At 72.1% G+C, this 25015-nt stretch carries 24 protein-coding genes; 10 read left to right on the top strand and 14 right to left on the bottom strand.

What is annotated here, in order from left to right:
* Positions 1-276: 276 nt before the first annotated feature.
* The gene (locus tag ACZ52R_RS22600; protein WP_465662962.1) at positions 277-1149 is read right to left on the bottom strand and encodes an NmrA family NAD(P)-binding protein; all 873 of its coding nucleotides are present in this window, start codon (positions 1147-1149) and stop codon (positions 277-279) included.
* Between the two features lie 203 nt (positions 1150-1352).
* Between ACZ52R_RS22600 and ACZ52R_RS22605 the strand changes: the two genes are divergently transcribed.
* Together ACZ52R_RS22605 and ACZ52R_RS22610 are read left to right on the top strand one after the other, a co-directional pair.
* Positions 1353-2039: a TetR/AcrR family transcriptional regulator gene (locus tag ACZ52R_RS22605; protein WP_465624094.1), complete on the top strand. Its 687-nt coding sequence runs from the start codon at positions 1353-1355 to the stop codon at positions 2037-2039.
* Positions 2040-2216: 177 nt separating this feature from the next.
* Complete coding sequence (locus ACZ52R_RS22610) at positions 2217-2987, top strand: hypothetical protein (RefSeq protein ID WP_465624093.1); 771 nt, start codon at positions 2217-2219, stop codon at positions 2985-2987.
* Between the two features lie 67 nt (positions 2988-3054).
* Here the strand turns inward: ACZ52R_RS22610 and ACZ52R_RS22615 are convergent, their stop codons facing one another.
* The 7 genes from ACZ52R_RS22615 to ACZ52R_RS22645 all read right to left on the bottom strand — a co-directional run bounded on the left by ACZ52R_RS22615 (position 3055) and on the right by ACZ52R_RS22645 (position 9521).
* Positions 3055-3420 carry a hypothetical protein gene (locus ACZ52R_RS22615; protein ID WP_465624091.1) on the bottom strand — a complete coding sequence of 122 codons (366 nt, stop codon included), beginning with the start codon at positions 3418-3420 and terminating at the stop codon, positions 3055-3057.
* A gap of 148 nt (positions 3421-3568) precedes the next feature.
* Positions 3569-4324 (bottom strand): YcnI family protein, encoded by a 756-nt coding sequence (locus ACZ52R_RS22620; RefSeq protein ID WP_465624090.1) that lies wholly within the window; start codon positions 4322-4324, stop codon positions 3569-3571.
* A gap of 145 nt (positions 4325-4469) precedes the next feature.
* A complete protein-coding gene (locus ACZ52R_RS22625) occupies positions 4470-5177 on the bottom strand; it encodes a hypothetical protein (protein ID WP_465753978.1) in 708 nt (235 codons plus the stop codon).
* A gap of 458 nt (positions 5178-5635) precedes the next feature.
* Complete coding sequence (locus ACZ52R_RS22630) at positions 5636-6253, bottom strand: hypothetical protein (RefSeq protein WP_465624086.1); 618 nt, start codon at positions 6251-6253, stop codon at positions 5636-5638.
* A gap of 346 nt (positions 6254-6599) precedes the next feature.
* Positions 6600-8636, bottom strand: coding sequence for a S8 family serine peptidase (locus ACZ52R_RS22635; RefSeq protein WP_465624084.1), 2037 nt, complete (start codon positions 8634-8636; stop codon positions 6600-6602).
* Between the two features lie 268 nt (positions 8637-8904).
* On the bottom strand, positions 8905-9108 hold the full coding sequence (locus ACZ52R_RS22640) for a hypothetical protein (RefSeq protein ID WP_360509708.1): 204 nt from the start codon (positions 9106-9108) through the stop codon (positions 8905-8907).
* Positions 9105-9521, bottom strand: coding sequence for a carboxymuconolactone decarboxylase family protein (locus ACZ52R_RS22645; protein ID WP_465753979.1), 417 nt, complete (start codon positions 9519-9521; stop codon positions 9105-9107). The genes ACZ52R_RS22640 and ACZ52R_RS22645 overlap by 4 nt, the downstream gene beginning before the upstream one ends.
* Positions 9522-9577: 56 nt before the next feature.
* Between ACZ52R_RS22645 and ACZ52R_RS22650 the strand changes: the two genes are divergently transcribed.
* From ACZ52R_RS22650 to ACZ52R_RS22670, 5 genes are all read left to right on the top strand, one after another.
* On the top strand, positions 9578-10210 hold the full coding sequence (locus ACZ52R_RS22650) for an RNA polymerase sigma factor (protein WP_465663109.1): 633 nt from the start codon (positions 9578-9580) through the stop codon (positions 10208-10210).
* Positions 10207-11010, top strand: a complete 804-nt coding sequence (locus ACZ52R_RS22655; RefSeq protein ID WP_465624080.1) for a hypothetical protein — start codon at positions 10207-10209, stop codon at positions 11008-11010. Before ACZ52R_RS22650 ends, ACZ52R_RS22655 begins: the two co-directional genes overlap by 4 nt.
* A gap of 343 nt (positions 11011-11353) precedes the next feature.
* A complete protein-coding gene (locus ACZ52R_RS22660) occupies positions 11354-12520 on the top strand; it encodes an alpha/beta hydrolase (protein ID WP_465662952.1) in 1167 nt (388 codons plus the stop codon).
* A 304-nt stretch (positions 12521-12824) separates the two neighbouring features.
* Positions 12825-13865, top strand: coding sequence for an alpha/beta hydrolase (locus tag ACZ52R_RS22665; RefSeq protein WP_465662950.1), 1041 nt, complete (start codon positions 12825-12827; stop codon positions 13863-13865).
* Positions 13866-14180: 315 nt separating this feature from the next.
* A complete protein-coding gene (locus ACZ52R_RS22670) occupies positions 14181-14663 on the top strand; it encodes a nitroreductase family deazaflavin-dependent oxidoreductase (RefSeq protein WP_465624075.1) in 483 nt (160 codons plus the stop codon).
* A gap of 109 nt (positions 14664-14772) precedes the next feature.
* Here ACZ52R_RS22670 and ACZ52R_RS22675 read toward each other — a convergent pair whose 3' ends face one another.
* Positions 14773-16029 carry an alpha/beta hydrolase fold domain-containing protein gene (locus ACZ52R_RS22675; RefSeq protein WP_465624073.1) on the bottom strand — a complete coding sequence of 419 codons (1257 nt, stop codon included), beginning with the start codon at positions 16027-16029 and terminating at the stop codon, positions 14773-14775.
* A 144-nt stretch (positions 16030-16173) separates the two neighbouring features.
* Here ACZ52R_RS22675 and ACZ52R_RS22680 point away from each other — a divergent pair, with 144 nt between their 5' ends.
* Together ACZ52R_RS22680 and ACZ52R_RS22685 are read left to right on the top strand one after the other, a co-directional pair.
* Positions 16174-17211, top strand: coding sequence for an SMP-30/gluconolactonase/LRE family protein (locus ACZ52R_RS22680; protein ID WP_465624072.1), 1038 nt, complete (start codon positions 16174-16176; stop codon positions 17209-17211).
* Positions 17212-17324: 113 nt separating this feature from the next.
* Complete coding sequence (locus ACZ52R_RS22685) at positions 17325-18380, top strand: aldo/keto reductase (RefSeq protein WP_465624070.1); 1056 nt, start codon at positions 17325-17327, stop codon at positions 18378-18380.
* 129 nt (positions 18381-18509) lie between these two features.
* On the opposite strand, the gene ACZ52R_RS22690 is transcribed toward ACZ52R_RS22685, so the two are convergent.
* Positions 18510-20102, bottom strand: coding sequence for an alpha/beta fold hydrolase (locus ACZ52R_RS22690; protein ID WP_465624938.1), 1593 nt, complete (start codon positions 20100-20102; stop codon positions 18510-18512).
* Complete coding sequence (locus ACZ52R_RS22695; protein WP_465624940.1) at positions 20099-21457, bottom strand: alpha/beta fold hydrolase; 1359 nt, start codon at positions 21455-21457, stop codon at positions 20099-20101. Before ACZ52R_RS22695 ends, ACZ52R_RS22690 begins: the two co-directional genes overlap by 4 nt.
* A gap of 640 nt (positions 21458-22097) precedes the next feature.
* On the opposite strand from ACZ52R_RS22695, the gene ACZ52R_RS22700 reads away from it, so the two are divergent.
* A complete protein-coding gene (locus ACZ52R_RS22700; RefSeq protein WP_465624942.1) occupies positions 22098-22271 on the top strand; it encodes a hypothetical protein in 174 nt (57 codons plus the stop codon).
* On the opposite strand, the gene ACZ52R_RS22705 is transcribed toward ACZ52R_RS22700, so the two are convergent.
* The 3 genes from ACZ52R_RS22705 to ACZ52R_RS22715 form a co-directional block, all read right to left on the bottom strand.
* Positions 22258-22776: a DinB family protein gene (locus tag ACZ52R_RS22705; protein WP_465624944.1), complete on the bottom strand. Its 519-nt coding sequence runs from the start codon at positions 22774-22776 to the stop codon at positions 22258-22260. The genes ACZ52R_RS22700 and ACZ52R_RS22705 overlap by 14 nt on opposite strands.
* 159 nt (positions 22777-22935) lie before the next feature.
* A complete protein-coding gene (locus tag ACZ52R_RS22710) occupies positions 22936-23601 on the bottom strand; it encodes a TetR/AcrR family transcriptional regulator (RefSeq protein WP_465624946.1) in 666 nt (221 codons plus the stop codon).
* Positions 23489-25000: an MFS transporter gene (locus ACZ52R_RS22715; protein ID WP_465662942.1), complete on the bottom strand. Its 1512-nt coding sequence runs from the start codon at positions 24998-25000 to the stop codon at positions 23489-23491. Before ACZ52R_RS22715 ends, ACZ52R_RS22710 begins: the two co-directional genes overlap by 113 nt.
* Between the last annotated feature and the right edge of the window lie 15 nt (positions 25001-25015).

A 25015-nucleotide genomic window follows, 5' to 3' on the forward strand; every position in this document is an offset into this window, starting at 1 on the left:
TGGGTGTGGTCGTCGCTGGAGGGCCGCGGGCGCTGGGAGTCCTGCCCCGTTCGATTTGCGGCATCGAGCCGGGAGGCCGCCGGGTGCACGAGGCGGACCCGCCCTCAAGGCCGTCGCCGCGGTCGCCGGCCCTCGGATCAGGCACGCAGTCGCGAAGAACCTCGACGTCCTGAAGGACACCCTCGAACCCCGATGACCCCCTGCACTCCTGACTGTCCGTTCACAGACGTCCGGCAGCGGAGGGGATGGTGTCGAAAAACGACTATCCGTCTACCGTCACCGGGAGCGTACGGCGGCCTCCAGGGCCTCGTGGACGGTCCTCGAGGGGTGGCCGATGGTGGCTTCCAGGGTGGGGTCGGTGACGTCGAACTCGCCGTTGCGTGATGCGCCGAACATCGTCAAGGCGAACTCCGCGGCCGGCCGCGGCATCCCGCCGGCGACTGCCGCGGACGTCCACTCGTCGTCGTCCAGGACGACTCGGGTGATGGTCCGACCGGTGATGCGGCTGAGGACGTCGGCGATGTCGGCGAAGTCCAGCGTGCGGGGGGCGGTCAGCGGCGGGGTGATCCCTTCGAGTGCTCCCTTGCCGGTCTCTTCGGTCAGGGCGGCGGCCGCGGCTTCGGCCAGGTCCTCGTGGGCCGTCCAGGACACCCGGCCGTCCTGCGGCACGGCGAGCGTGCCCGTCTCCAGCGCCGCGCCGATGTAGGGGCCCAGGGCGGAGGCGTAGAAGCCGTTGCGCAGGGCGGTGTAGGGCACTCCTTGCTGCTTGAGGTGCTCCTCGGTGGCCGCGTGGACCTTCTGCGGGGGGAAGCGCGATGTGGGGGAGGCGGCCTGGTGGCTGGTGTACAGGATGCGCCGGGCGCCGGCTTCCCGCGCCGCGTCGATGGCGGCGGTGTTGGCGGTCAGCGCGCCGACGCCCCGGATGGCCGCGGAGACGACCAGGACGCGCTCGGCGCCGTCGAAGGCGTGCTGCAGGCTGTCGGGTTCGGTGAAGTCTCCCGCCCGGACTCGGACGCCGCGCTCGGCAAGGTGGGCGGCCTTGTTCACGTCGCGCACACTGACGCCGATCCGGTCGGCCGGTACCCGTTCCAGCAGGCGGTCGACGATCAGCGCTCCGAGGTGGCCGGTGGCTCCCGTGACGATCAGCATCGGTGGCTCCCATCTGATGTTTCCAACGGAACGGAAGTTACGATAACACTGGTACTACCGTTGGATGCAAGCACGGGCGTTCATCCGGCGGGCGATCCCATGATCCGTTGGTGTCATGGGGTGGGTCGTACAGCCGAGCGTGCCGATACCGGTGATATCGGCGATAACATCGCCGGTCATGCGTGCGCGATACCATCGCCCCCATGGCACAGAACACGCAGCGGCGAGACATCACCCGGGACCGCATCGTGAAGGCCGCGGCCGGCCTGCTGCGCGACCAGGGGCCGGCCGCGGTGACCACGCGCCGGGTGGCCCAGGAGGCCGGGCTGCAGCCCCCGGCCCTCTACCGCCTCTTCCAGGACAAGGACGAGCTGCTCGACGCCGCCGCGGACCACGTTTTCGCCGAACACGTCGCCGGCAAGCAGGCCACCGCGCCCTCGGACGACCCGGTGGAAGACCTCCGCGCCGGCTGGAACACGCAGATCGGCTTCGGCCTGGCCAACCCGTACGTCTACGGCCTGCTGCTCGACCCGGCCCGCGCACGCGACACCCCGGCCCAGGCCGAGGGCGTGCGGATCCTCGCCGAGCGTGTGCACAGAATCGCCGCCGCCGGACGGCTCCGGGTGAGCGAGGAACGCGCCGTCAACCTCATCCGCTCGGCGGGCATCGGCACCGTCCACACCCTGCTGACCCTGCCACCAGGGCAGAGCGACCCGCACCTGGCCGACGCCGCCTTCGACGCGATCGCCCGCGCCATTCTCGTGGACCGGCCCGCCGTCCCCACCCAGGACCCGGCGGCCGTCGTCGCGGCCTTCCGCACCCTCCTGCCCGAACTGCCCACCCTCAGCACAGCCGAAGCCGCGCTGCTCGACGAGTGGCTGCAACGCTGACCCGGCACCGCGCCACGGGCCCGGCCGCGACGACGAGCGGCCACGACGGTCGACGGCACTCGTGATCACGGCCGAGCGGGAGAAGGAACCGTTCACCCCGTCCGCCCGTCATCTCCACGGGGACTGCACGTATTTGACGCCCCGAGAGCTCGTCACCGCCGAGGTCCGAGGAGATCCATGGTCGACACCGTCAACTCACTGGCCACCCGTCTTCACGACGTGCTGGTGGAACTCCTGACCAAGGGAGCCGCCGTGGCGGGCACCAGGGGCCTCCACGACGTCATCGCCCGTGCCACGGCACTCGGCCCCAGCGGTGCGTGGCTCGCCGCCGCAGGCCACGCGAGCCTCGGCGGGCTGGCGTGCGCGCAGGGGCAGGCGGAACCGGCCATCCTCCACCTCGAGGCCGCGGTGTCGGGCGGCTTCAACGACTGCGTGGTGCTGCACATGGCCCCCATGCTCCCGCTGCACCGGGACCCCCGCTTCCAGGCCCTGTACCAGCGGATGCGCATCACCCCGGCCGACCTCGACGAGTTGTTCTGGCTGCACCGGGAAGCGCAGATCATGATGAGGGACGCGCAGCGGGCCGGCGTCGACAACATAGGCCGCCTCGACACCGGGGTGTCCCTGCTCCCGCAGGCCCCCATGCCGACCCGCGAACCGAACACCCTCGGCGTCCTGATCACCCGCATCGACGTCGCCGCGACCCAGACCGCACTCCAGCAGGCCGCCGTGAAGGCGGACCTCCAGCGCAGCTCCGGCAATGTCAGCCTCAGCCTCATCGACGACACGTGGGACTACTCCCGCGCCAGGCGCGACGCCTGGCACGCCGACGACCTGGAATCCCACCGCCTGCAGGCCGGCGCGGCCCGGGCCTTCGTCGAACGTCCCGGCGTCGGCACTTTTCTCATCCCCTGCCCGCCGCTGGGCTCGATCACCTACCCGGGCTGAGGACGGCCGCACGCATTGGGCGAGACCGCGACGCCCCCGCCGGCCGGGCGGGGGCGTCGGCGGATACTCAGGCCTTGGTCAGCCAGTCCTCTTCCAGACCGTCGAGGACGAACCCGTTCTCGAAGCGCACCCGGTATCTGATCCGAGCGCCGACTGCGCCGTCGAACGCTCCGTGCCGGATGACCTGCTGACGGAGGTCCTCGACCAGGTGGGCCGCGAAGCCGTCGAGCCGGGTGCCGCGGATCTGCTGATCGAAGCTCGCGAGGTGGTCCTGGGCCACGCCGCCGGCTTCCTTCGTCACGCCCGTGACGACGCCCCCCAAGCCCTCGGCCAGGAACAGCGGACCGGGGACGCCGATCCTGGCCGCTGGGTCGCCTGAGGTGACCTGCGTGTCCCTGGTCAGCTTCACCTTCGCGCCGGTCTCGTACGGCATGGGTGTACCCCCCTCGTTCGATCTTGGCCATGACGACGGTGAGCGTAGTCGAGATGCCTTGGAGGGAAAGGGTGTTCGGCAGGACCAGGAGCCCCACGGCTTGTTTTGCCCGGGCGGGCGCCCGGTTCGGCGCCCGCCCGGGGTGGTGTCAGGACTGCTTGCTGCTGCGGCGGCGCAGGCTCAGCACGCCGAAGGCGGTCCCGGCCACGCCGACGACGATGCCCACGATGCCCAGTGTCCGGGCGGTGCTGTCGGACGAGGACGAGGACGAGGACGAGGACGAGGACGAGGACCCGCCCGCCGCCGGCGCCGCCTGCGAACCGGCCGCCGCCGCGTGGTCGCCGTCGCCGCCCGCGGCGGCCTTGGTGAGCGCCAGGACCGGGGCCGGGTGCTGCGGCTCGGCCTGGCCCGGGGTGCTCTCGTCGATCCACCGCACGACGTTGCCGTCGTCGTAGGTCTGCAGGGCCTTGAAGACCAGCTTGTCGGTGTCCGTGGGCAACGGGCCGAGCGAGATCCGGAAGTCCTGGAACTGGCCGGGGGCGATCTTCGTCCCGGCGCCCGCGGTCCAGGTGATCTTGGAGACGGCTTCGGTGATCTCGTCGCCGTCGTCGGTCTTGATCGGGCTGGCGAGCTTGGTCTTCTCCGTCGTGGCCGTCCAGCCGGGGATCGGCTCGGTGGCGACCGAGGCCACCGGGTGATCGGTCGGCAGCGCGACTTCGAGCTTGGTCGTGGAGGCGGTGTCGCTCTCGTCGGGCACGCGGAAGGCTACCGCCGGGTAACCGCCCTGGGGCGCCGAGCCGGGTTGCACGGTCACGTGCGCGAACGCGGGGGCCGCGGCGGCGAGCACGGCGGTCGTGGCCAGTGCGGCCGCGGCGACGGCGCGGCGAGAGGTGGTGAAACGCATGAAGGGGGTTCTCCGTCCGGGAGATCGGCACGTCGCGGCCCGGTGTGGCGGCGCAGGGCCGCCCCGGGCGCTCGTGCAGTGTTCGGGGGTGTGGTCGACAGGCACGTCGAACCGGCGGCGCGGGCCCGGAAGGCCCGGTCGTCGGCTACGCACCCACCCCCTGCGGAGGCCCCCGCCTCACCAGGCTGTGCATCAGGACGACCGCCCCGAACACCGGTCTGCGGGCGGTAGGGACCGGGCCGACCCGACAGTCCGGCCAGGGCGCGGCCGGACCGGAGTCGCCGAGCAGGCGGGCGAGTGCGTCGGTGAACCGCCGACGCCAGTGACGCGCCAGTGCGGACAGGGTCCGCGCCAGATCCATCAGACGCCACAACGCCACCTCGACCCGGTGCAGCAGCCACCCGGTCAGGACGGCAGCGGCGAGGTGGGCGACCGCCATGGCCGGCGAGTGCCCGAGCAGCCCGCCATGGGTGACGGCGTGCGCGGCATGGCTCGGGGGCGCGGGGTGATGGGTGTGCACGTGCCCGCCGGGCATGGCCTCCGGCCGCTTCGGCGGGGCGGGCAGCCACAGGCCGGGGCTGGACTGGAACAAGAGGTGCAGACCCAGTTGGCCGACCGTGAACCCGCACGTGATGGCGGGCAACGACCGCTTCCGCCCTGCCCCGGCGACGCCGACGAGCACGACGAGAAACCAGCCGACCACCAGCAGCCCGGCCCCGACCCGACCGCCCGCGACGGTGTGAGCGGCCGCCGCCAGCGCGACACTCACCGTGGCAAGCAGCCCCGCCCGCACCACCCGCACGTCGGCGGCGGCACGAGGCCCAGGGGGATCGGGATCGGGGAGCGCGAGCATGGCCGCCCCATCATGACAGCCACGCCGGACCCGGTGAACCCGCCCTCGGAATCCGGCCGGGGAACCCGCCCGGCGTTCCGGTCCCGTCCTGGCAGTCCGGCACGGGCGGTGACAACACCCAGGTCTGGCCCCGGCCCGGCGGCTGGCCGATCTCGAAGGTGAAGTACCTGATGGTGAGACCACTGGCCTGCTGCGAGCCGTCGAGGCAGATGCGCTCCACGAAGGCACCCCCGAAGATGTACCGCAGATGTACCGCTTGACGATGTTGCCGGCGTAGTCGGTCAGTCCGGTGGTCAGGGTCTTGAGGCGTCCCTCGCGTCCCGCGATCGCGTCGTCGGTCCAGCGGTCGCGGGATGGGCGTCGTCAGCGCCGTCCTACCCGGCGCAGGGAGGGCAATGAGCCGGAACCGGCCATCCCGCCCCACAGCCGCGGCCATCACCACCCGCCCCGACGGGCCGTCATGCCGGGTCGAGCGCCGCCTCGATCTTGCGGGGGACCTCCGCGGCGGCGGACTCGGCAGCGCGGCGACGGCGGTAGTAGTGCACGGTGAGGATGCCGAGCAGCGGCCCCCAGGCGGCCAGCGGCCAGTACGACGCGTAGAAGACGAAGGCCTGCCAGCCGTGTGAGCCCACCCCGGGGTCGACGCCCCCGTCGATCCTGCGACCGAAGGAGATCATGGTCATCGCGTACGGCCAGAGCAGGGTGTTGAACGTCGCGCCGAGGCCGGCCGGGATGACCGCGGCGAGGATCGGCACCCGGCGGCCGCCCAGCCAGGGGATCCACCGGGGCCACACCTCGCCCCACCCGCTCACCAGACCGACCGCCAGGAACGCCAGCGCCTCACTGACCGCGCTCAGCCCGATGACGTACCACCATTCGAAGCCGAACCAGTCCGGCGGCGGGCGGCCGTCGCTCGGGGCATCCATCAGCGGGATCCGGAGGTCGACGCTCAGGACCCGCCAGAGCCCGGCGGGCAGTACGGTCAGCGTGATCGCGTAGGCGACCCGCACCGCCCAACGGGGCACTCCAGCCGCTGTCCGGCCGTGCAGCCCTGCCAGAAACGAGCGAGCGGTCATGAGGGGTCCTCCCGGTCCGGACGCCCGGTCGGCGCGGACGGTCTCTTCGTCCGCCGATCCCGTCAGCGCACCTTGCTGAATCGAAGATCGCAGCGAGAGGAAGGACGGCACATCCGCCCTGAGCACGGAGCGGCTCACCCTCGCGGGGGAGGCCGACCCCTGAGGAGTAGGACGAGTTCACCCGACCGCCGCGGCCGACATCGGTGGGCTCGCCGCTGCTCCGCCCGGCTCCGTCCGGATCCGCCCGGCTCCGTCCGGATCCGCCCGGCTCAGGCTCCGTCCGGCTAAGGCTCCGGCTCCGGCGCGGGCCGGAGCCGGAGAACGGCCGAGGAGGCGTCAGCCGGCGTCAGTCGATGCGCCAGGCCACGGCGTAGGGCTGGGCGAACTTGGTGATGCGGTGGGCGCGGACGACGATCTCGGCGTCGCCGGCCGGGATGCCGTCCCAGTGGACCTGTTCGACGTTGTTCGCGCGGTCGAAGCCGGGGTCGGTGCCCATGTTTCCGTGGCGTTCCGTGCCGCCGGCGCGGACGATCAGGTCGAGGTCGTTCTGCAGGGCGGCGCCGGGCGGGTCGGTCCAGACCAGGGTGATCTTCAGGGTGTGGCCGGCGTCGGGGACGGGGACGCGGAAACTGCGTTCCTTGTCCTGCTCCAGCTCCGCCTCGTCGACGAAGCCCGCCCGGCTGCCCGCCGGGTTGCCCGCCTGGCCGCCGGCCCCGTCGCCGTTGCCCGGGAGGACGACCGAGCGGGTGAGGTTGACGCGCCCGAACCCGGAGTTGTTGTTCGGGGACGCGCCGGCCTCGGTGGGCAGGTACTGGCCCGGCAGGTCCTCCGCGCCGTTGATCAGCATGGCTTTCAGCAGCGCGGCGCTCGGCTCGGGCGTCCCGTTCTTCACCAGCGTCTCGCGCAGCACCGCGACACAGCCCGCGACCAGCGGGGTGGCCATGCTGGTGCCGCTGTCGAAGAAGAAGGCGGGGTCGGAGGAGACGCCGAAGAGGGTGCTCGGCGCGGCGGCGCGCGAGTGCGTGGAGAGGATCGAGGTACCGGGCGCCACGACGTCCGGGCAGATCCGGCCTTCCTGGGTGGGACCCCGGCTGCTGAAGGCCGCCATCCCCTTCGGATCGGTCGCCTGCGGGTCGTCGTGGATCGGGCTCACGGGGAAGGACATCGAGTTCAACTGGCCGTAGGTGAGGGGGATGTGGGGGCGGCTGCTCTCGCTGGCGCCGACGGTGATGCAGTTCTTGGCCCCCGCCTGGCCGCTGACCGACGCCTGGTTGATGCGGCCGCTGCGGTCGCGGTCCTGGCCGCTGTTGCCGGCCGAGAAGCAGATGACGAAGTCCTTGTGGTCCCAGACCATCTGGTCGGCTTCGAAGGCGCTGCTGTCGTACGGCAGGCTCGGCTGGACCGGACCCCAGGAGTTGCTGTGGACCCGTGCCCCGTCCTCGTTGAAGGGCGGTCCGAACAGGTCGGCGAGGTCGGTGGGGATTCCGCCGAGCCCGCCCTGGTCGTCCAGGAGCGACTGCAGGACCAGGGTGGCCTCGGGGGCCGTGCCCTGGACGGCCTCTCCCATGGGGGCGGACGAGCCGTCGCCGAGAATGGAGCCCGCCACGTGGGTGCCGTGGCCCTTCGGGTCGTCCGTCCGGTCGGGGCCGGTCCGGCCGAGGGCGGTCAGGCGCTTCACCCGTCCTTTGAAGGCGGGATGCACGTCGGTCGTGGAGCCGAGGTCGAGGCCGGTGTCGGCGATGGCCACGACCTGGCCCTCGCCGCGGAACCGCGTCCCGTCGAGCGAGATCCGGGCGTTCATCAGCCCTGCGGCGACGCTGTTGTGCAGTCCCATCACGGGGACCTCCTCGACCTGCTGCACCTCGTCGAGGGCCGCCAGTGCGGGCAGGTCCCTCTCCCGGACCTCCATCCGTACCTTCCGCCGCTCCGGCCGGATGGCGCCGGCGTCGGCCCCGGTGGCCGCGGCGATCCGCTGCCGGACGGCGTCCGCGCCCGCGTCGACGTCCTCGTGCAGGACGATGTCGACGGTACGGGTGCGCGAGCCGGCCGCCTCGAGGGGATCGGCCAGCACGGCGAGGGCCGGCCGCATCCGCCCCGACCGCAGCGAGGGCGCGATCTTGAAACCCTTGAGGTACACATCCGCCCAGGCCACGAACGGCAGCGCCCGGACGGCCGCCAGATCGGAGGGCCGGTAGCCGCACAGATAGGTGCTCTCCGGCACGTACTCATGGATCATCACACCGAGCCGCGCCAACTGCTCCTTCTCCTCGGCGGTGGGCACATGGGTGGTCTGGACGAGCAGGTAGTCGGACGCGGAGGCGTCCTCGGAGACCAGCGACGCGTGGGCCATCTCGATGGACTGGGCCAGCGGATCGACGGTCACGCCGTTGATGGTGATTCGGGCCAAAGCGGACTCCCGGGTCTCGCGATGCGGAGGGGCGGTCGCATCGTGTCACCGATCGGGTACGGCGTGTGGCAGGCGAGGCCGCATCGGTTCGTGTACGGCGCCGGGGGAGGTGCGGTGGTTCGGGTGTCGGCACCGGGATCCCGGCCCGGGCCGTCCCGGCTTGGACGGCCGTGCAGCCGCAGGTATCCGGCGACGGCCGGATTCAGGCCGCCGGGGTCAGGCCGCCGGCGTCGGACCGGCGGGTTCAGGCGGAGTGCAGGGTGATCAGGCGGACGGCCGGGGCCGAGACCACCTGCACCGTTTCGGTGCCCGGCAGGCGCAGCTTGGCGAAGCCGCCCTGGAGGGAGACCAGTGCCTGCGGTACCGAGGAGGTCGGCTTGCCGTCCGCGTTCACCACCGTGTAGCCGGCGACCAGTTCGACGGACGCCTCGTTCCAGTCGTCACTCATGCCTTCACCTCGGGGAAGTCCAGTTCCGGACGCGCCAGGTGGTTGTAGTAGTCGGAGAGCGTGTTGAGCGCCACGTGCGCGACCACCTCGCCGGCTTCCGCGTCCGTGACGCCGGCCGCCCTGATCAGGGCGCGGGTCTCGTCGCTGATCTGTCCGTGGGTGCGGATGAGTTCGTGGGCGAGCGTCAGCAGGGCCCGGGTGTGCGGGTCGGTGTCCGTGGCGTCGCGGGTGGCGAGCAGTTCCTCGTCGCTCAGCCCCAGCTTGCTGCCGCGCAGGGAGTGCGCGCTGACGCAGTAGGTGCAGTCGTTCTCCTGGGCGACCAGGAGGGCGAGCCGCTCGCGGACCCTGGCCCGCAGCACGCCGCGGGTGAGCCGGCCGACGGTGAGCGCCAGAGCCCATGTGATGTGCGTCATGGGAACGGCTTGAACTGTCGCACCAGATAGTGGGCGTGGACTATTCGGATCCAGAGATACGGACTCGGGTGCGTGCCGGTGACCGGGACGCGTTCGGGCAGCTCTTCGACGCGTACGCGCGCTCGGTGTACAACCACGCGTTCCGGCTGGCCGGGGAATGGTCGGCGGCGGAGGACGTGATGTCGCTGACCTTCCTGGAAGCATGGCGTCAGCACGGCCGGGTCAGCGCCGAGGGCGGGTCCCTGCGGCCCTGGCTGCTGGGCATCGCCACCAAGCTGGTCAGCAACCAGCGCCGGGCCGCCCGGCGGCACTGGCAAGTGATGGCCCAATTGCCGCCCGTGCCCGAGGGCCTCCCCGACTTCGCGGAGGAGGTGGCTGGGCGGATCGACGACGCGGCGCGGATCGCCGCCCTGCAGGAAGCGTTTGCGCGGCTGCGGCGGCCGGACCGTGAGGTGCTGGCCCTGTGCGTGTGGGCGGGCCTGGACTATCAGGAGGCCGCCGAGGCCCTCGGCGTACCGGTGGGCACGGTCCGTTCCCGGCTCTCCCGTGCCCGGGCCAAGCTGCACCGCCTCACCGAGGCGGCCGCCCGCAAGACTCCGCGGAAAAAGAGGGAACCCGACTTCGCCCCGCACCAGATGAAGAGTGGGCCCGCGACCGCGGGTCTGTCCCCCAAGGAGGCACACCAGTGAACGCCGACCAGCGGCCGGATCCGGTCGAGCGCGCCGAACTGCTCGGGCGACTGCCCGTGCCGGCCGAGCGCGACCTCCCGCCAGGACGCCACGCCCTACATCGGGAGCGCCTGATGAGCCGGATCGAACTCGACACCCCCGCCACCTCGCCCACCAGGCAGCCCGCCAGGCCGCGCTTGCGACGACGGCTGGCCTTCACGCTCGCCGGTGCCCTCGCCGTGGGCACGGCTGTGGTGGGCGTGACGCTGTACGACCGGGCGAACAGCGGGCCGCTGAGCTCCGTCGAGCTCTCCAGCTGGACCAGCACCCCGACCCCCGTGGACACCTCCACCGGCCGGGGCGCCTCCACCCTGAAGTGGTGCCTGGAGGGGATGCCGGGCGCCGGCGAGCCCGTCACGATCACCAACGCGGACCTCCGCGGCAAGGTCACCTCCATGGTGGTCGCCCGCGGCGGCACCGTGATGCTCTGCTACGTCGCCTCGAAGAACAGTGGGCTGTCGATGGCGGTCGGTGCCGTGAAGCCCGTTGCGCGCGATGTGATCACCTATGACACGGGCGGCTCCCACGGCAGCGGTTCGGCGACGTTCAACTACGCAGAGGGTTTCGTCGGAGCCGACGTCAAGGCGGTAACCATGAAGGACGCCGGGCGAACCTTCGAGGTCACCGTGCAGGACGGCCGCTGGACCGCATGGTGGCCCGGCTCCGACCACAACAACGGTGGCGTGCCGGAGTCGGTGACCCTCACCCTCGCTGACGGCACCACCCGCACGGTCACCGGGGACTCGCTGTTCCCCAAGTAGGCCAGGTCGGCCAGGTCGGCCGGCGGCTCACCGCGCGAGGCCAAGCAGGGCGGTGGTAGTCGCTCGGCAACGGTGATCACGTGGCAGGGCTGTCCGGGGCCCCGGCCCCGCAGTGGCGGCCTCGATGACGAAGACCTCGGACGACCTGGCCGGGCGGTCGAGGGCGTGCTCCGCTTCGTCGTTTACCGCGTCGCCCGCGCCGTGGTCGACGTCCACCAGGGGGCAGGCCCTCGGCAGCTCCCAGGAAACTCCCAGAAAACAGCAACCGAACGGCCGTTCCAAGCTGTCTCCCATGCGACCGGGCACACGGGCCCGGGCGGCACAGAAACCGGGCACGAACGCGATGAACCTGACTGGCAGTCCCTTCCTCGTCCTCACCGTCGTGCTGTTCGCGGCCTCCATAGCGCTGGCCATGGCGCAATGGCTGGGCAGAGGACCCCTCTTGGGGGCGGGACGTACGGCGCAACGACGGCGCACGCCGCTGCGCGCGCTCTCCTACCTCGGCACCGTGCTGCTCTGCCAGTTCACCGCCGTGGCCATGGTCTTCGTGATCGTCAACGACGAGAACCAGCTCTACGACAGCTGGGGCGACCTGCTGGGCACCGCCAGCCACGTCCGGGCCGTGCCCGTGCCTCCGAAGGACGAGGGCCTGGCCGGCGAGGGTGCCGCCGGCGGCCCGTCCGGCTCCCACGCGCCGAAGGTGGCGCAGGCCTTCCACGCGCCCGACTCGGACGCGGTACCCCGCAACGTGAAGCAGGCCGACCTCAAGGGCAGGCTCTCCGGCGTCGACGGCGAGGTACTCGTCTGGACGCCGCCGCAGTACGACGACCCCGCCTACAAGGACAAGACCTTCCCGGTGGTCGAACTGCTCGCCGGATACCCCGGATCCTCCAGCGCCTGGTTCGGCGAGGCCATGGAGGCGACCAAGCAACTCGAACCACTGATGAAATCGGGCCAGGTGACGCCGTTCATCCTGGTCGCACCGCGCGTCACCCTCCTCGGCACGACCGACACCGGCTGCGCCGACATCCCGGGCAAGGTCAACGCCGACACCTGGCTCTCGCGCGACGTCCCGCAGATGATCGCGGACAACTTCCGCGCCGACACCACCCCGGACCGCTGGGCCCTGTCCGGCTACTCCGCCGGCGCCCACTGCGCCCTGCGCCTCGCGCTCGCCCACCCCAACCGCTACCGCGCCGCGATCAGCATGTCCGGCTACAACGACCCGGCCGGCGAACCGAGCTCACTGACCGCCAAGGACCCGAAGCTGCGCGAGAGCGCCAACCCGCTCCACATCCTCACTCATGCCGCGACCCCGCCGAACGTCGCGCTCTACGTGACCGGCAAGCGGGGCGACGGCCTGGAGGACGCGACCGCCCTCCAGCAGGCGGCGAAGAGCCCGACCACCGTCACCCCGTTCGAGACCACCGGCGCGCACCTGACATCGACCTGGAAGCCGCTGGTCGTCCCGACCTTCAAGTGGCTGACCGGGATCATCCCGCCCCGCTGACGACGGCCCGGCCGCGGGGCGCGCTCGCTTGCGCGCGCTCGGTGCACCCCACTGGAGCGGACAGCCCTCAAGGCCGGCAACCGGCTTCCCGCCGCGCGCGGCGGACCGCGACGCCTGGGTGCGGGGTGAGCCCGCCCGCCAGGATGTCGGCGGACCGCGGCGGGCGGGACGTCTTCGCCGTTGGGCTCCTGGCCTTGGACCGCGGACGCCCGTGCCCGCACCCAATCGTCCTGAGGTCGGGGACCCAGGACCACTGCTCGGTACCGGCAAGGCCGGGCCTGATATCGATCGGAGAGCTTTCACCATGCAGCAGCCGCAGTCACACCCCACCCGCGCCCGTGCGGTCCTGGCCGGTATCACCGCGCTCGCACTGTGCTCCGCCCTGGCGGCCTGCAGCGGTGGCGGCAAGCAGGCTGCCGATCCCAGGGCGGGTGACAACGCGGCGGCGGGCACCCCGTCCACGCCCTCCGCCGCGGCGAGCAGCACGCCGCCGAAGGACTCCAAGGTCATGATGCCGACCGGCCCGGCCACCGACCTGAAGAAGGCCCGCGACACCAAGGCCGGCCCGATCATGATGACCACCCTGGCGGGCAAGAAGTCCGGCGTCTCCGCCCAGGTCTGGGTCTGGCTGCCGCCGCAGTACAGCGACCCGGGGTATGCCAAGTTCGGCTTCCCCGTGCTCACCCTCTACGCGGGCGGTCAGAGCAACGGCTACAACACCTGGACGGACAACCAGCTGCCGATCCAGGAGATCGACGCCCAGCTCGTCCAGGAGCAGAAGGCGCACCCCTTCATCATGATCATGCCGGTGCAGAACCTGACGGCTGACGAGCACCGGTCCCTGGACTGCTCCGACATACCCGGCCAGCCCAAGATGGGCACCTGGCTGTCCCAGGACATCCCGGACTTCGTTCGCGCCAACTTCCGTACCCTCAAAGGCCCTGACAGCTGGGGCCTGATGGGCGCCTCCAGCGGCGCGGACTGCAGCGCCAAGCTGGCCCTGCAGCACCCCGACCTCTACAAGGCCGCCGTACCGATCGACGGCGACTTCAAGGCGGACTCCTTGCTCTGGAAGGGCCACGAGGCCGAGCAGGCCGCCAACGGTCCCGACAAGCTGATCGCCACCAGCAAAGCCGCCGTCAAGATGCTCGCCACCGCCGGCGGCGGTACCCCCTACGAGGTCAACCTGGTCAAGGCCTGGGTCGCCAAGGCTGTCCCCCCGACCACCGTCGAGTACTACGAGCAGCCCGGCGGCAACCACAAAACCACGGACTTCGAGAAGCTGGTCCCGATGTCCCTGGAATGGCTCACCAAGAACCTCACCGGTCCACAGAGCGACAGTTGACGACTCGCGAGAGTGCCGGTCGAGGTTGTTGCGCCTGAGACTGTGGGGCCCGCTTCACCTCCCAGGGCGGCATGCCCGGCCTACGACGGGCTGTGGCGAAGCTCTACAGCTGTCCTGTCTCCTTCGACCTTGCTGCCGGAGGATGTCCTGACCTGCGCAGACACAACCTGCGCAGACACAAGGCCAGGTGTGACACCGGAACCTTGCCGTCGCACGTGAAGTCGTCGGCAGGGCGGGAGCGGCGGTCTCCCTGTGGCGCGAGGCTTGTGTTGGAATGTCCCGACATGATCCGTGCACGACGATGGGGTGAATGCGATGCCTCTTGAGGGCGAGTACGAGCCGAGTCCGGCGCAGTGGGTGCGCGAACAGGTCGAGCTGTACGAGAGTTCGGGTGGCGCACAGGGCGCAACGCTCTGGGACACGGGCCTGCCGGTCGTCATCGTCACGATGCGCGGCGCGAGGAGCGGCAGGATCCGCAAGATTCCGCTGATGCGCGTGGAGCACGAGGGGCGGTACGCGGCGGTGGCCTCGAAGGGCGGCTTCCCACGCCACCCGGCCTGGTACTTCAACCTCAAGGCCGATCCGCAGGTGGATCTCCAGGACGGCCCCGAACGCCGGGGCATGAGGGCCCGTGAGCTCACCGGGGACGAGAGGGCCCAGTGGTGGCAGCGCGCGGTCGCCGCGTATCCGCCGTACGCCGAGTACCAGGAGAGGACCCACCGCGTGATCCCGGTCTTCGTACTCGAACCCGAGCCCCTCGCCGGGCCGGCGAAGGACCCGGCGCCGACGGGGAACTGAGCTTCGGCCCAGCCCGGCCCAGCCCCGCTCGGCCCCGCTCGGCCCCGCTCGGCTCCGCTCGGCCCCGCTTGCTCGGCACGGCTCGTCGATGCGTGCTCGGGCGCCGAGTTCAGCTGGCGGGAGTCGTCCCGGTCGCCGTCGGGCGGGAGAGCCTGTGGGTGGTGTTCCGGATGAAGCGGCCCGCGTGGTGGAGGGCGTCGGCGGCTTCGGGCAGGAACGACCAGAAGATGTGGAAGTCATGGGTGGCCACCGGGTACAGCTCCAGGCGGACATCGACACCGTCTTCGCGTGCACGGTCCACCAGTTGGCGCGCGTCCGCGAGAAGGGGGTCGCCGGTGCCCGCCTGGACGAGCATCGGCGGCAGGCCGCTCAGGTCGGCCGTCAGCGGGCGGACGACGGGATCGTCCGTCGGGTGGCCGGCAAGGTAGTCGGTGATGAATCGTCGCCGCAGCGCTTCCGCCGTCAGGGCCGCCGGCTGGGGTTCCTGCGGTTCGTCGTCCAGGACGCGGCCTGCGAGGTCGACGCCCGGGCAGAGCAGCACCACGCGGCCGGGCAGCGGCAGTTGCCGCTGCCTGAGGGTGAGGAGGACGGACAGGGTCAGGTGCGCGCCGGCGGAGTCCCCGACAACGGTGACCTCCCCTGGCGTAGTCCCGCTGTCCACGAGCCAGAGATAGGCACTCAGCGCGTCCTCGACCGCCGCCGGATACGGATGCTCGGGCGCAAGACGGTAGTCGGGCAGCAGGATGCCGACCTGGCACTCGGTGGCGAGGGCACCGGCCAACGGCCGGTAGCCGAAGGCGGATCCGCTGACGTACGCGCCGCCGTGCAGGAACAGAACCGTGGCGCTCGCCTCGTTCGGCGGCGTCAGCAGGAGGGACGGGACGCCGTCGGCGTTGACGGGCCGCACGGTCACCTCGGGCGGCGGCGCGAACTGTGCGTGCAGCGCCTCGTACGCGGTGCGCAGCGCCAGCAGCTCCCGGTCCGTCGCGTCACCGACCGGCTCCCAGTACTGGGCCATGCGGGCGGCGAGTTCACCGCCGATCCGCCTGGTTGCCGAGACCGCCTCGTCGACATCGTCGAGGACCCGGCGGGCGCGGTCGAGCAGCGCCGCTCCGGCCAGGGTGAGCTCCACCTGGTGGGTGGAACGGCGCAGCAGATCGCAGCCGACGAGTCGTTCGAGTGAGCGGATCTGCCGGCTCAGTGCGGGCTGCGACACGTACAGCTGTGCGGCGGCCCGGCCGAAGTGCAGTTCGGTGGCGACCGCGACGAACGCCCGCAGATGACGCAGTTCGATCGCGTCGGGTGCCTGGGGGAGCTGTACCAGCCTCCCCGGCGGTCGTTCCTGGTCCGCGTTCGCCGTGGTCATGAGGGCGAGTATCTCCCGGACGTGCGGCACGTGGTGATGCGATCCGTGCATCACCGCATTGCGCATTCGGCCTTTCCCCCGGCGGATCCGGGAGTGCGAGCGTAAGCGTCGGTCCGCAGCACTCCGACGAACCGAAAGCACACCATGCGTACATCTCGCACCATGCTCCGCGCCTTCGCCCTCGCCACCGTCATCGGCGCTGTCGCCACGGCCGCCGCGCCCCTCGCCGCGGCGGCACCGGAGGCACCGGAGGATTGGCGTCCCCCTGCCGCCCATCGCCCGACGGTGTGGGCCATCCCGGGAACCGACGCGGGTCCGGAGGGGATCGCCCGGGACCCGTACCAGCCGTACTTCTACACCGGGAGCACCGGTGACGGTGCCGTCTACCGGGGCGACCTGCGCACCGGGGCCGTCGAGCCGTTCCTGGCGCCGGGCGCCGACGGGCGTGCCACCGCGGTCGGGATGAAGGTCGACGCGCACGGACGCCTGATCATCGCGGGCGGCTCCACCGGGAAGGTGTGGGTGTACGACACGCACACCCGCAAGATGCTGCACACCTTCGACACCGGCCTGACCTCCGACGCCGGCCCGACCGCGGGCTTCCTCAACGATCTGACCGTCGCCGACGACGGCGACGTCTACGTCACCGACTCGGTGCAGCCGCGCCTGTACCGGATCGCCGCCGACCAACTCGGCGGTCACGCCCCGGCCACCTCCCGGCTGCCGGTGCTCGAGGAGTTCGCCGGCACCCCGATCGTCTTCCGCGACGGCTTCAACCTCAACGGCATCGTGGTCACGCCGGACCAGCGGTACGTCATCGTCGCGCATGACAACGACAGCGCCCTGTACCGCATCGACCGCCGCACCAAGGACATCCGCAGGATCGACCTCGGTGGCGCGGGCGTCACCGGCGACGGCCTGTTGATGCGCGGGCACACGCTGTACGCGCTCAGCAGCGTCGACCACATCGGCGACAACCACAGCATCGTCGACGTCGTCCGGCTCGACGCCGGGTACGCCTCCGGCACCCTCGAACGGCGCGCGACGAACCCACTGCTCGACCGGCCCTCCACCGGGGCCTTCGACGGCGACGCGATCCTCGCCGTCAACTTCCAGTGGGCCGTCACCGATCCGCACCTGCCCTACTCCGTCGTCCGCGTCCCGCTGCGCGATCTGACGTGACGTCCGACCAGGCACGTTCCCGTTCGGCAGCAGCAGCAGCCGCAGCAGCAGCGGCGAGGACCACGAGCAGAACACCGAATGCAAGGACCAAAAGGACCGAGGAGCACACCGGCATGACGCATGACAGCCTGCCCACCCGACGCCTGGGCACCACGGACATGGACATCACCCGGCTCGGCTTCGGGTCGTGGGCGGTGTCCGGCTCCGGCTGGGCGTTCGGCTGGGGCGCGAGCGACGACGCCGAGTCCGTCGCCGCGATCCGCCACGCCCTGAAGCGGGGAGTCAACTGGATCGACACCGCCGCGGTCTACGGCCTCGGGCACTCCGAGGAGCTCGTCGGCAAGGCCATCGCCGATCTCCCCGAAGCGGACCGGCCCTTCGTGTTCACCAAGGCCGGGCTGGTCTGGGACCCGGCCGACCCCACCGCGTCCCCGCGCCGGATCATGAAGGCCGCCAGCGTACGCCGCGAGGTCGAGGACTCCCTGCGCCGCCTGGGCGTCGAGCGGATCGACCTGTACCAGGTGCACTACCCCGACACCGGCGAGTCCCTCGAGTACACCGGCCACGGCACGGGGGCGGTGTCCCCGAACGCGACGCCGTTGGCCGAGTACTGGCAGACCATGGCCGACCTGAAAGCCGAGGGCAAGGTCCGCGCGATCGGCCTGTCCAATCACGCCGTCGCGGAACTCGACGCCGCCGAAGGCATCGCGCACGTGGACGCCATCCAGCCGCCGTTCTCCGCGATCAACCGCACCGCCGCCCTCGACATCGCCTGGGCCGAAACCCACGGCGCCGGCGTCATCGCCTACTCCCCGCTCCAATCCGGGCTCCTGACCGGCGCGTTCACCGCCGGGCGCGCCGCGAACCTGCCCGCCGACGACTGGCGCTCCGCGCACGCGGACTTCACCACCGGACTCACCGCGAACCTCCGGCTCGCCGACGCGCTGCGCCCGATCGCCGAGCGCCACGACGTCACCGTCGCCGAGACCGCCGTCGCCTGGGCCCTGGCCTGGCCCGGCATCACCGGCGCCATCGTGGGTGCCCGCACCCCCGCCCAGGTCGACGGCTGGATCGGGGCAGCCCACGTCAACCTCACCCCGGCCGACCTCGACGAGATCGCCGCGGCCATCACGACCACCGGGGCAGGAGCGGGCCCCTCCCGGGCCTGACCGAACCTGACCGGGCCTGACCGGGGGCAGGACGGCGTCGGCGCGGACCTGCCACAGCAGGTCCGCGCCGCCCGCCCGAACGGCGGGATCGATGGGTCGGGCTGCCCCGACGCCCCGATGACGCCCCGACTACGCCCCGATCTCGAACGCGGGCGGCTGGAGGCCTGCGAGGCATCCCGTGTCGGGGGCGGTCGGGGTGTCGAAGAACGAACGGGTGATCGACTGTGCGCACGGCGAGTCGGCGAAGACCACGTGGGCGACGTAGGGGACCGTGACCTCGGTGGACCGGCTCAGCGTGCTTGCGGCGTACGGCCCGCTGCTCGGTGCGGTCTGGGCGTCGAACCCGCCGGACAGGACGAGCGACGGAATGTCACTGTGCGTCACGTCCCGGATCGAGGCCGGTGCCGCGGGAACGTCCCAGGCGCGGCAGTCCGCGTGGAGGAAGGCGAGCAGCGGCGCGTTGGCCAGCACCGATTCGGGGAACGACGGGAACTCGCGCCGCCCGCCCTCGATCAACTCGGCCTGGCTCTCGAACGGCGTCCACTCGCTGCAGAAGATGCCGTACGCGAGCCCGTGGGAGGTCCTGCCGATGGCCTGCGGGCTGAGCTTGCCCCCGGCCCACTGTTCGGCGATCCGCTGCGGGTTGCCGTGGGCCAGCTCGTCGATGGAGCGGGGCACTCCGGCCGCCACGTGGGTGGCGGAGACCAGCCAGTTCACCAGGACTCCGCCGTCCAGCACGACCTCCACCGGGCCGGGTTGGCCCGGGACGGTGACGGTGGTGGTGACCGGCTGCGCTTCGAGTTCGCCGACGAGGCGCTCGAAGGTGGCCTTCAGGCCCGGGTAGCGGTCGTTGCAGGCGGCCTGTTGCTCGCAGGCCTTGAACAGGCCGTCGGTGCCCTCCCGGGCGGCTTTCCAGGTGACGGCCCCGCCCGCCAGGGACGGCGGCAGGACGCCGTCGATGCCGACCGACCGGATGCCTTCCGGGTGCAGGCGCATGTAGAGCAGGGCCAGGTCGGTGCCGTAGGAGATGCCGAACACGTTCCACTGGTCGATGCACAGCGCTTCGCGCAGGTCGGCGTAGTCGGCGGCGCTCTCGGTGCCGTTGTAGGCGCTGAGGTCGGCCCCGCGGCCCACCAGTTCGTCGCGGCAGGCCTGTGTCGCCTCGACGTGCAGGCGCCCGGTGGACGGCGCGCCGTAGACGAGGTTGAGGGCGCGCGCGTTGAACTCGTCGATGTTCGGGCAGGTGAGCTGCGGGTCGGCGGAGTAGGTTCCCCGCTGGGACATGAAGATCACGTCCCGGTCGCGGTTCAGGTTGCCGTTGAGCGCCAGCTGGATCTCGGAGACCGCGTCGTCGCCGGGCCCGCCGGCGAGCCACACGATCGGGTCGGGCGCCGGTCTCTTCGTGGCCGCGGGCACGATCTCGACGGCGAGGGTGATCGTCCGCCCGTCGTGCCGGGAGCGGTTCTCGGGCACCGTGAGCGTTCCGCAGCGGGGCCGCTTGACCGGGGGAGCCGGGTCCGCCGTCCGTGGGCAGGGGCCCGGCTGGAAGTGGGCGTGGCCCACCGTCCGGGCCACCGTGCCGAGGCGCTCCGTGGCGCCGGTGTCGGCCTGGGCGGGCACGACGGCGAGGCCGGTGACGAGGACGCCGGCCGTGGCGCCGGCCAGCGTGGCCAGGAGCCGTCGCGCGGTGCGCCGGTGGTGAGGTGGGCGGATGGACATCATGCGGTCTCCGGGTCCGGGGTGATGGTGAACGGTTTGGGGGAGAGCCCGGCCACGCAGCCGGTGTCGGGCGCGGTCGGATGCGTGAGGAAGGAGGCCAGGACGCTCTGCGCGCAGGGCGATTGGGGGACCACCCAGTGGCCGATGCCGGGGATCCGTACGGTGGTCGAGCGGGACAGCGTCCGAGCCGTGAACGGCCCCCAGCTCGCGCCGGTCTTCGAGTCGAAGGTTCCGGAGACGACGAGCGTCGGCACGTCGCTGACGGTGGCCACCCGCTGGATCGCGGTGCGGTCCGGGACGTCCCAGGCGCGGCACAGGTGGTGTTCGAAGGGAAGCTGCGGTGCCTGGGCCAGCACCCGGTCCGGCCACCCGGGGAAGGCCTGGCGCCCGGCCTCCAGCAGGTCGGACTCCGAAAAGCGCGGGACCCACTCGCTGCAGGCCACCGACTGCGTCAGGCCGTGGCCGAACTCGCCGATGGCGCCCACCGCGTCGGCGGCGCGGGCCCGCGCGAACCGCTCCGGGTTGCCGCGGGCGAGTTCGTCGAGCGCGGCGGGGGCGTCGACGGCCTTGACGGTGTTGGCGACCAGCAGGTTCACCATCGCGCCGCCGTCGAGGACGACCTCCACCGGGTCGCCCCCGCTCGGCGGCTGGGCCGTCAGTTTCAGGGGGTGCGCCTCCAGCCGCCGGACCTGCTCCGTCAGGGTGTCCGGGAGGTTCGGGTAGCGGCGCTCGCAGTCGGGCTGGGCCGCGCACGCCGCGAGGATCGCGCCGATCCCCTCCCGGGCGCTGTCCCAGGTCCACGGCAGGCTCACGATCTGCGGGGGCACGACCGAGTCGATCGCCACCGAGCGGATCCCCTCGGGGTGGAGGCGCAGGTAGGTGAGGGCCAGCTCGGTGCCGTAGGAGTACCCGTAGACGTTCCACCGGTCGATGCCCAGGGCCCTGCGCAGATCGGCGAAGTCCGCGGCGTTCTCGGTGGTGTTGTAGGCGCTGAGGTCGACGCCGTCGGCCGTCAGCCGGTCCCGGCACTCCTTCGCCGCGCCCACCAGGCGCCGCCCGGTCGACGGGGCGTCGTAGCGCAGCGCGACGGCTTCCACGGAGAACCGGTCGATCTCCGGGCAGGTGAGGGCCGGCTGCGCGTGGAGCGTCCCGCGCTGGGCCATGACGATCAGATCGCGGTCCCGGTTCACCCCGGCATCGATCAGGAAGGGGATGCTCCCGAACGCGTCGCCGCCGGGACCCCCCTCCATGAACACCACCGGGTCCTGGGCCGGCGTTGCCGACGTGGCCGGGATGATCGCCACGGCCAGCCGGATCGTCCGCCCGTGGTGACGGTGGTGGGTGCGGCTCTCCGGCACCTCCAGCAACCCGCACCGCCCGGGGACCGGCTCGGGTGTCTCCGGGCAGGGCCCGGACACGAAGTGCGCCCGAGCTCCCGGCCAGGGCTCACCGACGGGCGCCGACAGGGCACTGCTCGGCGTCGGCCCGACCGCACCCAGGAAGGCCAGACCGGCGGCGACCAGCGCCGCCCCCGTGCGCGCGCCCCGGGAGCGGCGCCCTGCGCACCGGTACCGTGTCCGCCTTCGTACGAACCCGCCGATCCCGCGAACGGACGGCAGGCAACCCGGACCGGTGTCCTGTTGAACCATGAGATCCCGTCTCTCCGACGTACCCGGCCGCCCCGTCCGGGACGCCGCCGCGGTGCCGCGCCCGCCGCCGCACGGTCCGGGCGGACACCGCACGGCCAGCCTGCGTTCGCGGACGGACGTCCACCACCCGTCGGCGCCACTCGGAGCAGCCCGGTCTCACCCCCGGCGCGGGCAGTGGGGTTCTGGTCGGCCGGAGGGGGCGGAACGGCCGCTATGCTGTCCGGCGATCTTCGGGCTGCATGACGGGATATCGGGGGAGATTCTCATGGGCGACCCCGTGAGGACGCGGTGGCGCCGAGTCCTGCTGACGGAGGCCGTGGTCCTGGCTGCCGCGGCCACTCTAGGCGCCGTGGCCATCCACCGGACGACCACCGGCAGACTCGACCACGGCACCGTATTCACCCAGGGCTCGGGACAACTCGCCGTCAAGCCCGACGAGTTGTTCTCGATCGAGGTATTCGCCTACCAGGGCGCGGGCGACATCTTGACCGGTCCCGGCAGGCCGGTGGCTATTCGCCGGTGACGCCGTCGGCGAGTTCTCGGACGATGTCCAGGTGGCCCGCGTGACGGGCGTACTCCTGCAGGACATGGAACAGGATCCAGCCCAGGGTGGGCCGCGCGGTGCCGTCGTCCGGGAAACGGCCGCCGGCCGCGGCGACGGTGGACAGCGGCGTACCCGACACGACGGCCCGGGTGTACTCGCCGCCCGAGTGCAGCGCGGCCATCAGGTCGGCGGCCGTCTCCTCCGGCGCGACGTACCAGCGGTCCGCCGGCCCGCGGTCGCCCCAGGGCGCCGCGACCTGCTCGCCCCGGAAGCCCCAGCGCAGCCAGCGCTGTTCCATGTGCACGAGGTGCTTCAGCAACTCGATCAGGGTCCACCCGGAAGGGAGCCGACTGACGCGCAGTTCCGCGTCGGACATGCCCTCGACCTTGGCGCCGACCACGGACCGGTAGTAGTCGAGATAGTCCAGCAGCAGCTCGCTGGGGTCGGAGAGTTGCTGGTCCGGCTCGGGCAGGGAGGAAGTCATGCCGCCGAGTCTGCCACGGCACGGACCGGCACCCGCAGGGCGGCCCGCTGACCGGTTCTCGCTGTTCTTCGAGGACCGGTCAGCAGCCGGTGACCCCACGGCACTTACGCAAGGTCACACTGACACGCCCCCGGCGGGGTCCGGCCGATCCCGTGGTGGTCAGCGGCCCGTCGGGGTCTCGCCGCAGAGCAGGGGTTGCAGGAGGGGGACGTACAGGTCGGCGACGTCGTCGGGGTCCAGTCGGGTGAGCCGGTCGGCTTGGACGGTCGCGTAGAGGGCGCCGAGGCCGAGCAGCACGCCGATGGCCATCTCCGCTCGCAGCGGGGCGTCCGGGCCGGGGAGGCGGGCGGCGAGGGCGTCGATGACCTGCGTGCGGAAGTTGGCTCGTGCCTGGCCGCCGAGCTCCAGGTGGTGGCGGGAGAAGGCGATGCGCAGGATCGGGTCGCGGGTCTGGCCGCGTTGGGTGGCGAGCAGGTGCAGGACCATGTGCCGGGCGAGGCGGTCCAGGGGGGCGTCGAAGAGGGCGGTGGCGTCGGCGTCGAAGGTGAAGACCTGGGTGAACAGGTGTTCCTTGGTGCCGTAGTACTTCATCACGAGCGCCGGGCTGACGCCCGCGTCGTCGGCGATGGCGGCGATGGTGGTGTCGGCATAGGCGTGGCGTGCGAAGGCGCGCCGGGCCGCGGCGAGGATGTCCGCGCGGCGGGCGTCGGCGTCACGCGGTCGTGCCGGCCGGTCCGGGGCGGGCGTCGGCGGCGGTGCCGGCGGGTTCTTGGAGGTCGTTCGCGGACGGGCGCTGCGCGGGGAGGCGGAGCTCGGGTCGGGCATCTTGTTCAGTCTCCTGGAGGGGGGACGGCGCGGGGCGCGGACGGCGCGGGATGAGGCAGGCGGCCGCGCAGGCCAGCAGCGCAACCGCGCCTGCCGCGGCGAACGCCAGGCGGTACCCGGACAGGGTCGGCGCCGCCACGGCCACGCCCGCCGTGTCGGCGAACAGGCGGGTGTGCTGGGCCAGCACGGTGGCGACCACCGCACTGCACAGGGCCTGCCCGATGGTGCGCATGAGGACGTTGAGGCCGTTCGCCGCGGCGGTCTGCTCCAGCGGCACCGCCCGCATGATCAGCATGGGCAGGGCGGAGTAGGCGAGCGCCGTGCCGACCGAGACCACGGCCGCGCCCGCGATGACCGCCCACAACTCCCGGCTGTCGGCGAAGCGCAGACCATAGCCGGCCGCGATGACCACCGTGCCCAGGGTGAGGGTGGCCTTGGCCCCGCGGGCGGCGGACAGGCGGGCGGACAGCGAAGCACACAGCACCATGATCACACCGCTGGGCAGCAGACATGCACCCGCCGCCATCACCGAGAGCCCCAGGCCGTATCCGGTGGCCCGGGGCGCCTGGACCAGTTGCGCGGTGACGAGGGAGTTGGCGTAGAAGGAGAACCCGGCCAGCAACGCGGCCAGGTGCGGCAGCAGAACCGCCGGACGCGTCGCGAGCCGCACGTCCACCAGTGGCCGCGACGCGCGGCGCTGCTGGACGGTCCAGCCCGTCAGGATCAGCAGCGCCGCCCCCGACAGACCCAGCATCCGCCGACTGCCCCAGCCCCACTCACCCGCCTTCGACAACGCCAGCAGCAGAAACACCAGCCCCGCGCTCAGCCCGCACGCCCCGAGCAGGTCGAAGCGCCCCGGTGACCGGACGGGCTCCTCCCGCAGCAGCCGCCACGCCAGGGCGAGCACTCCCGTCGAGAGCAGGGTCATGGCCCAGAACATCGCGTGCCAGTCCGCGTACTGCACCAGCAGCGCGGCCAGCGGCAGGCCGAGAGCCGCGCCGATGCCCACCGTCGAACTCATCAGCGCCACCGAGGAACCCGTCCGCTGCGGCGGCAGCACACCCCGCAGGAAACTGATCGACAGTGGCACCACCGCCGCGCCCACACCCTGCAGCGCCCGCCCCACCAACAGCCACGGGAGGGTGGAGGCGAACGCGCACACCAGCGACCCGGCGGCGAGCGCCCCGAGCGCGAGCAGCAGCATCCGTCGCTTGCCGTACATGTCCCCGGCACGCCCCAGCAGGGGGGTGGCGACCGCGCCGGTCAGCAGCGTGAGCGTGACCACCCACCCGACATCGACCGGCGCCGCGCCGGTCAGCCGGGGCAGCTGCGGCAGCAGCGGCACGACCGCGGTCTGCACCAGCGTGGTGACGATGCCGCCGGCTGCCAGAACGGCCATGACGCCACGGTCGGC

It is taken from the genome of Kitasatospora sp. NPDC034023 (genome assembly GCF_055575795.1).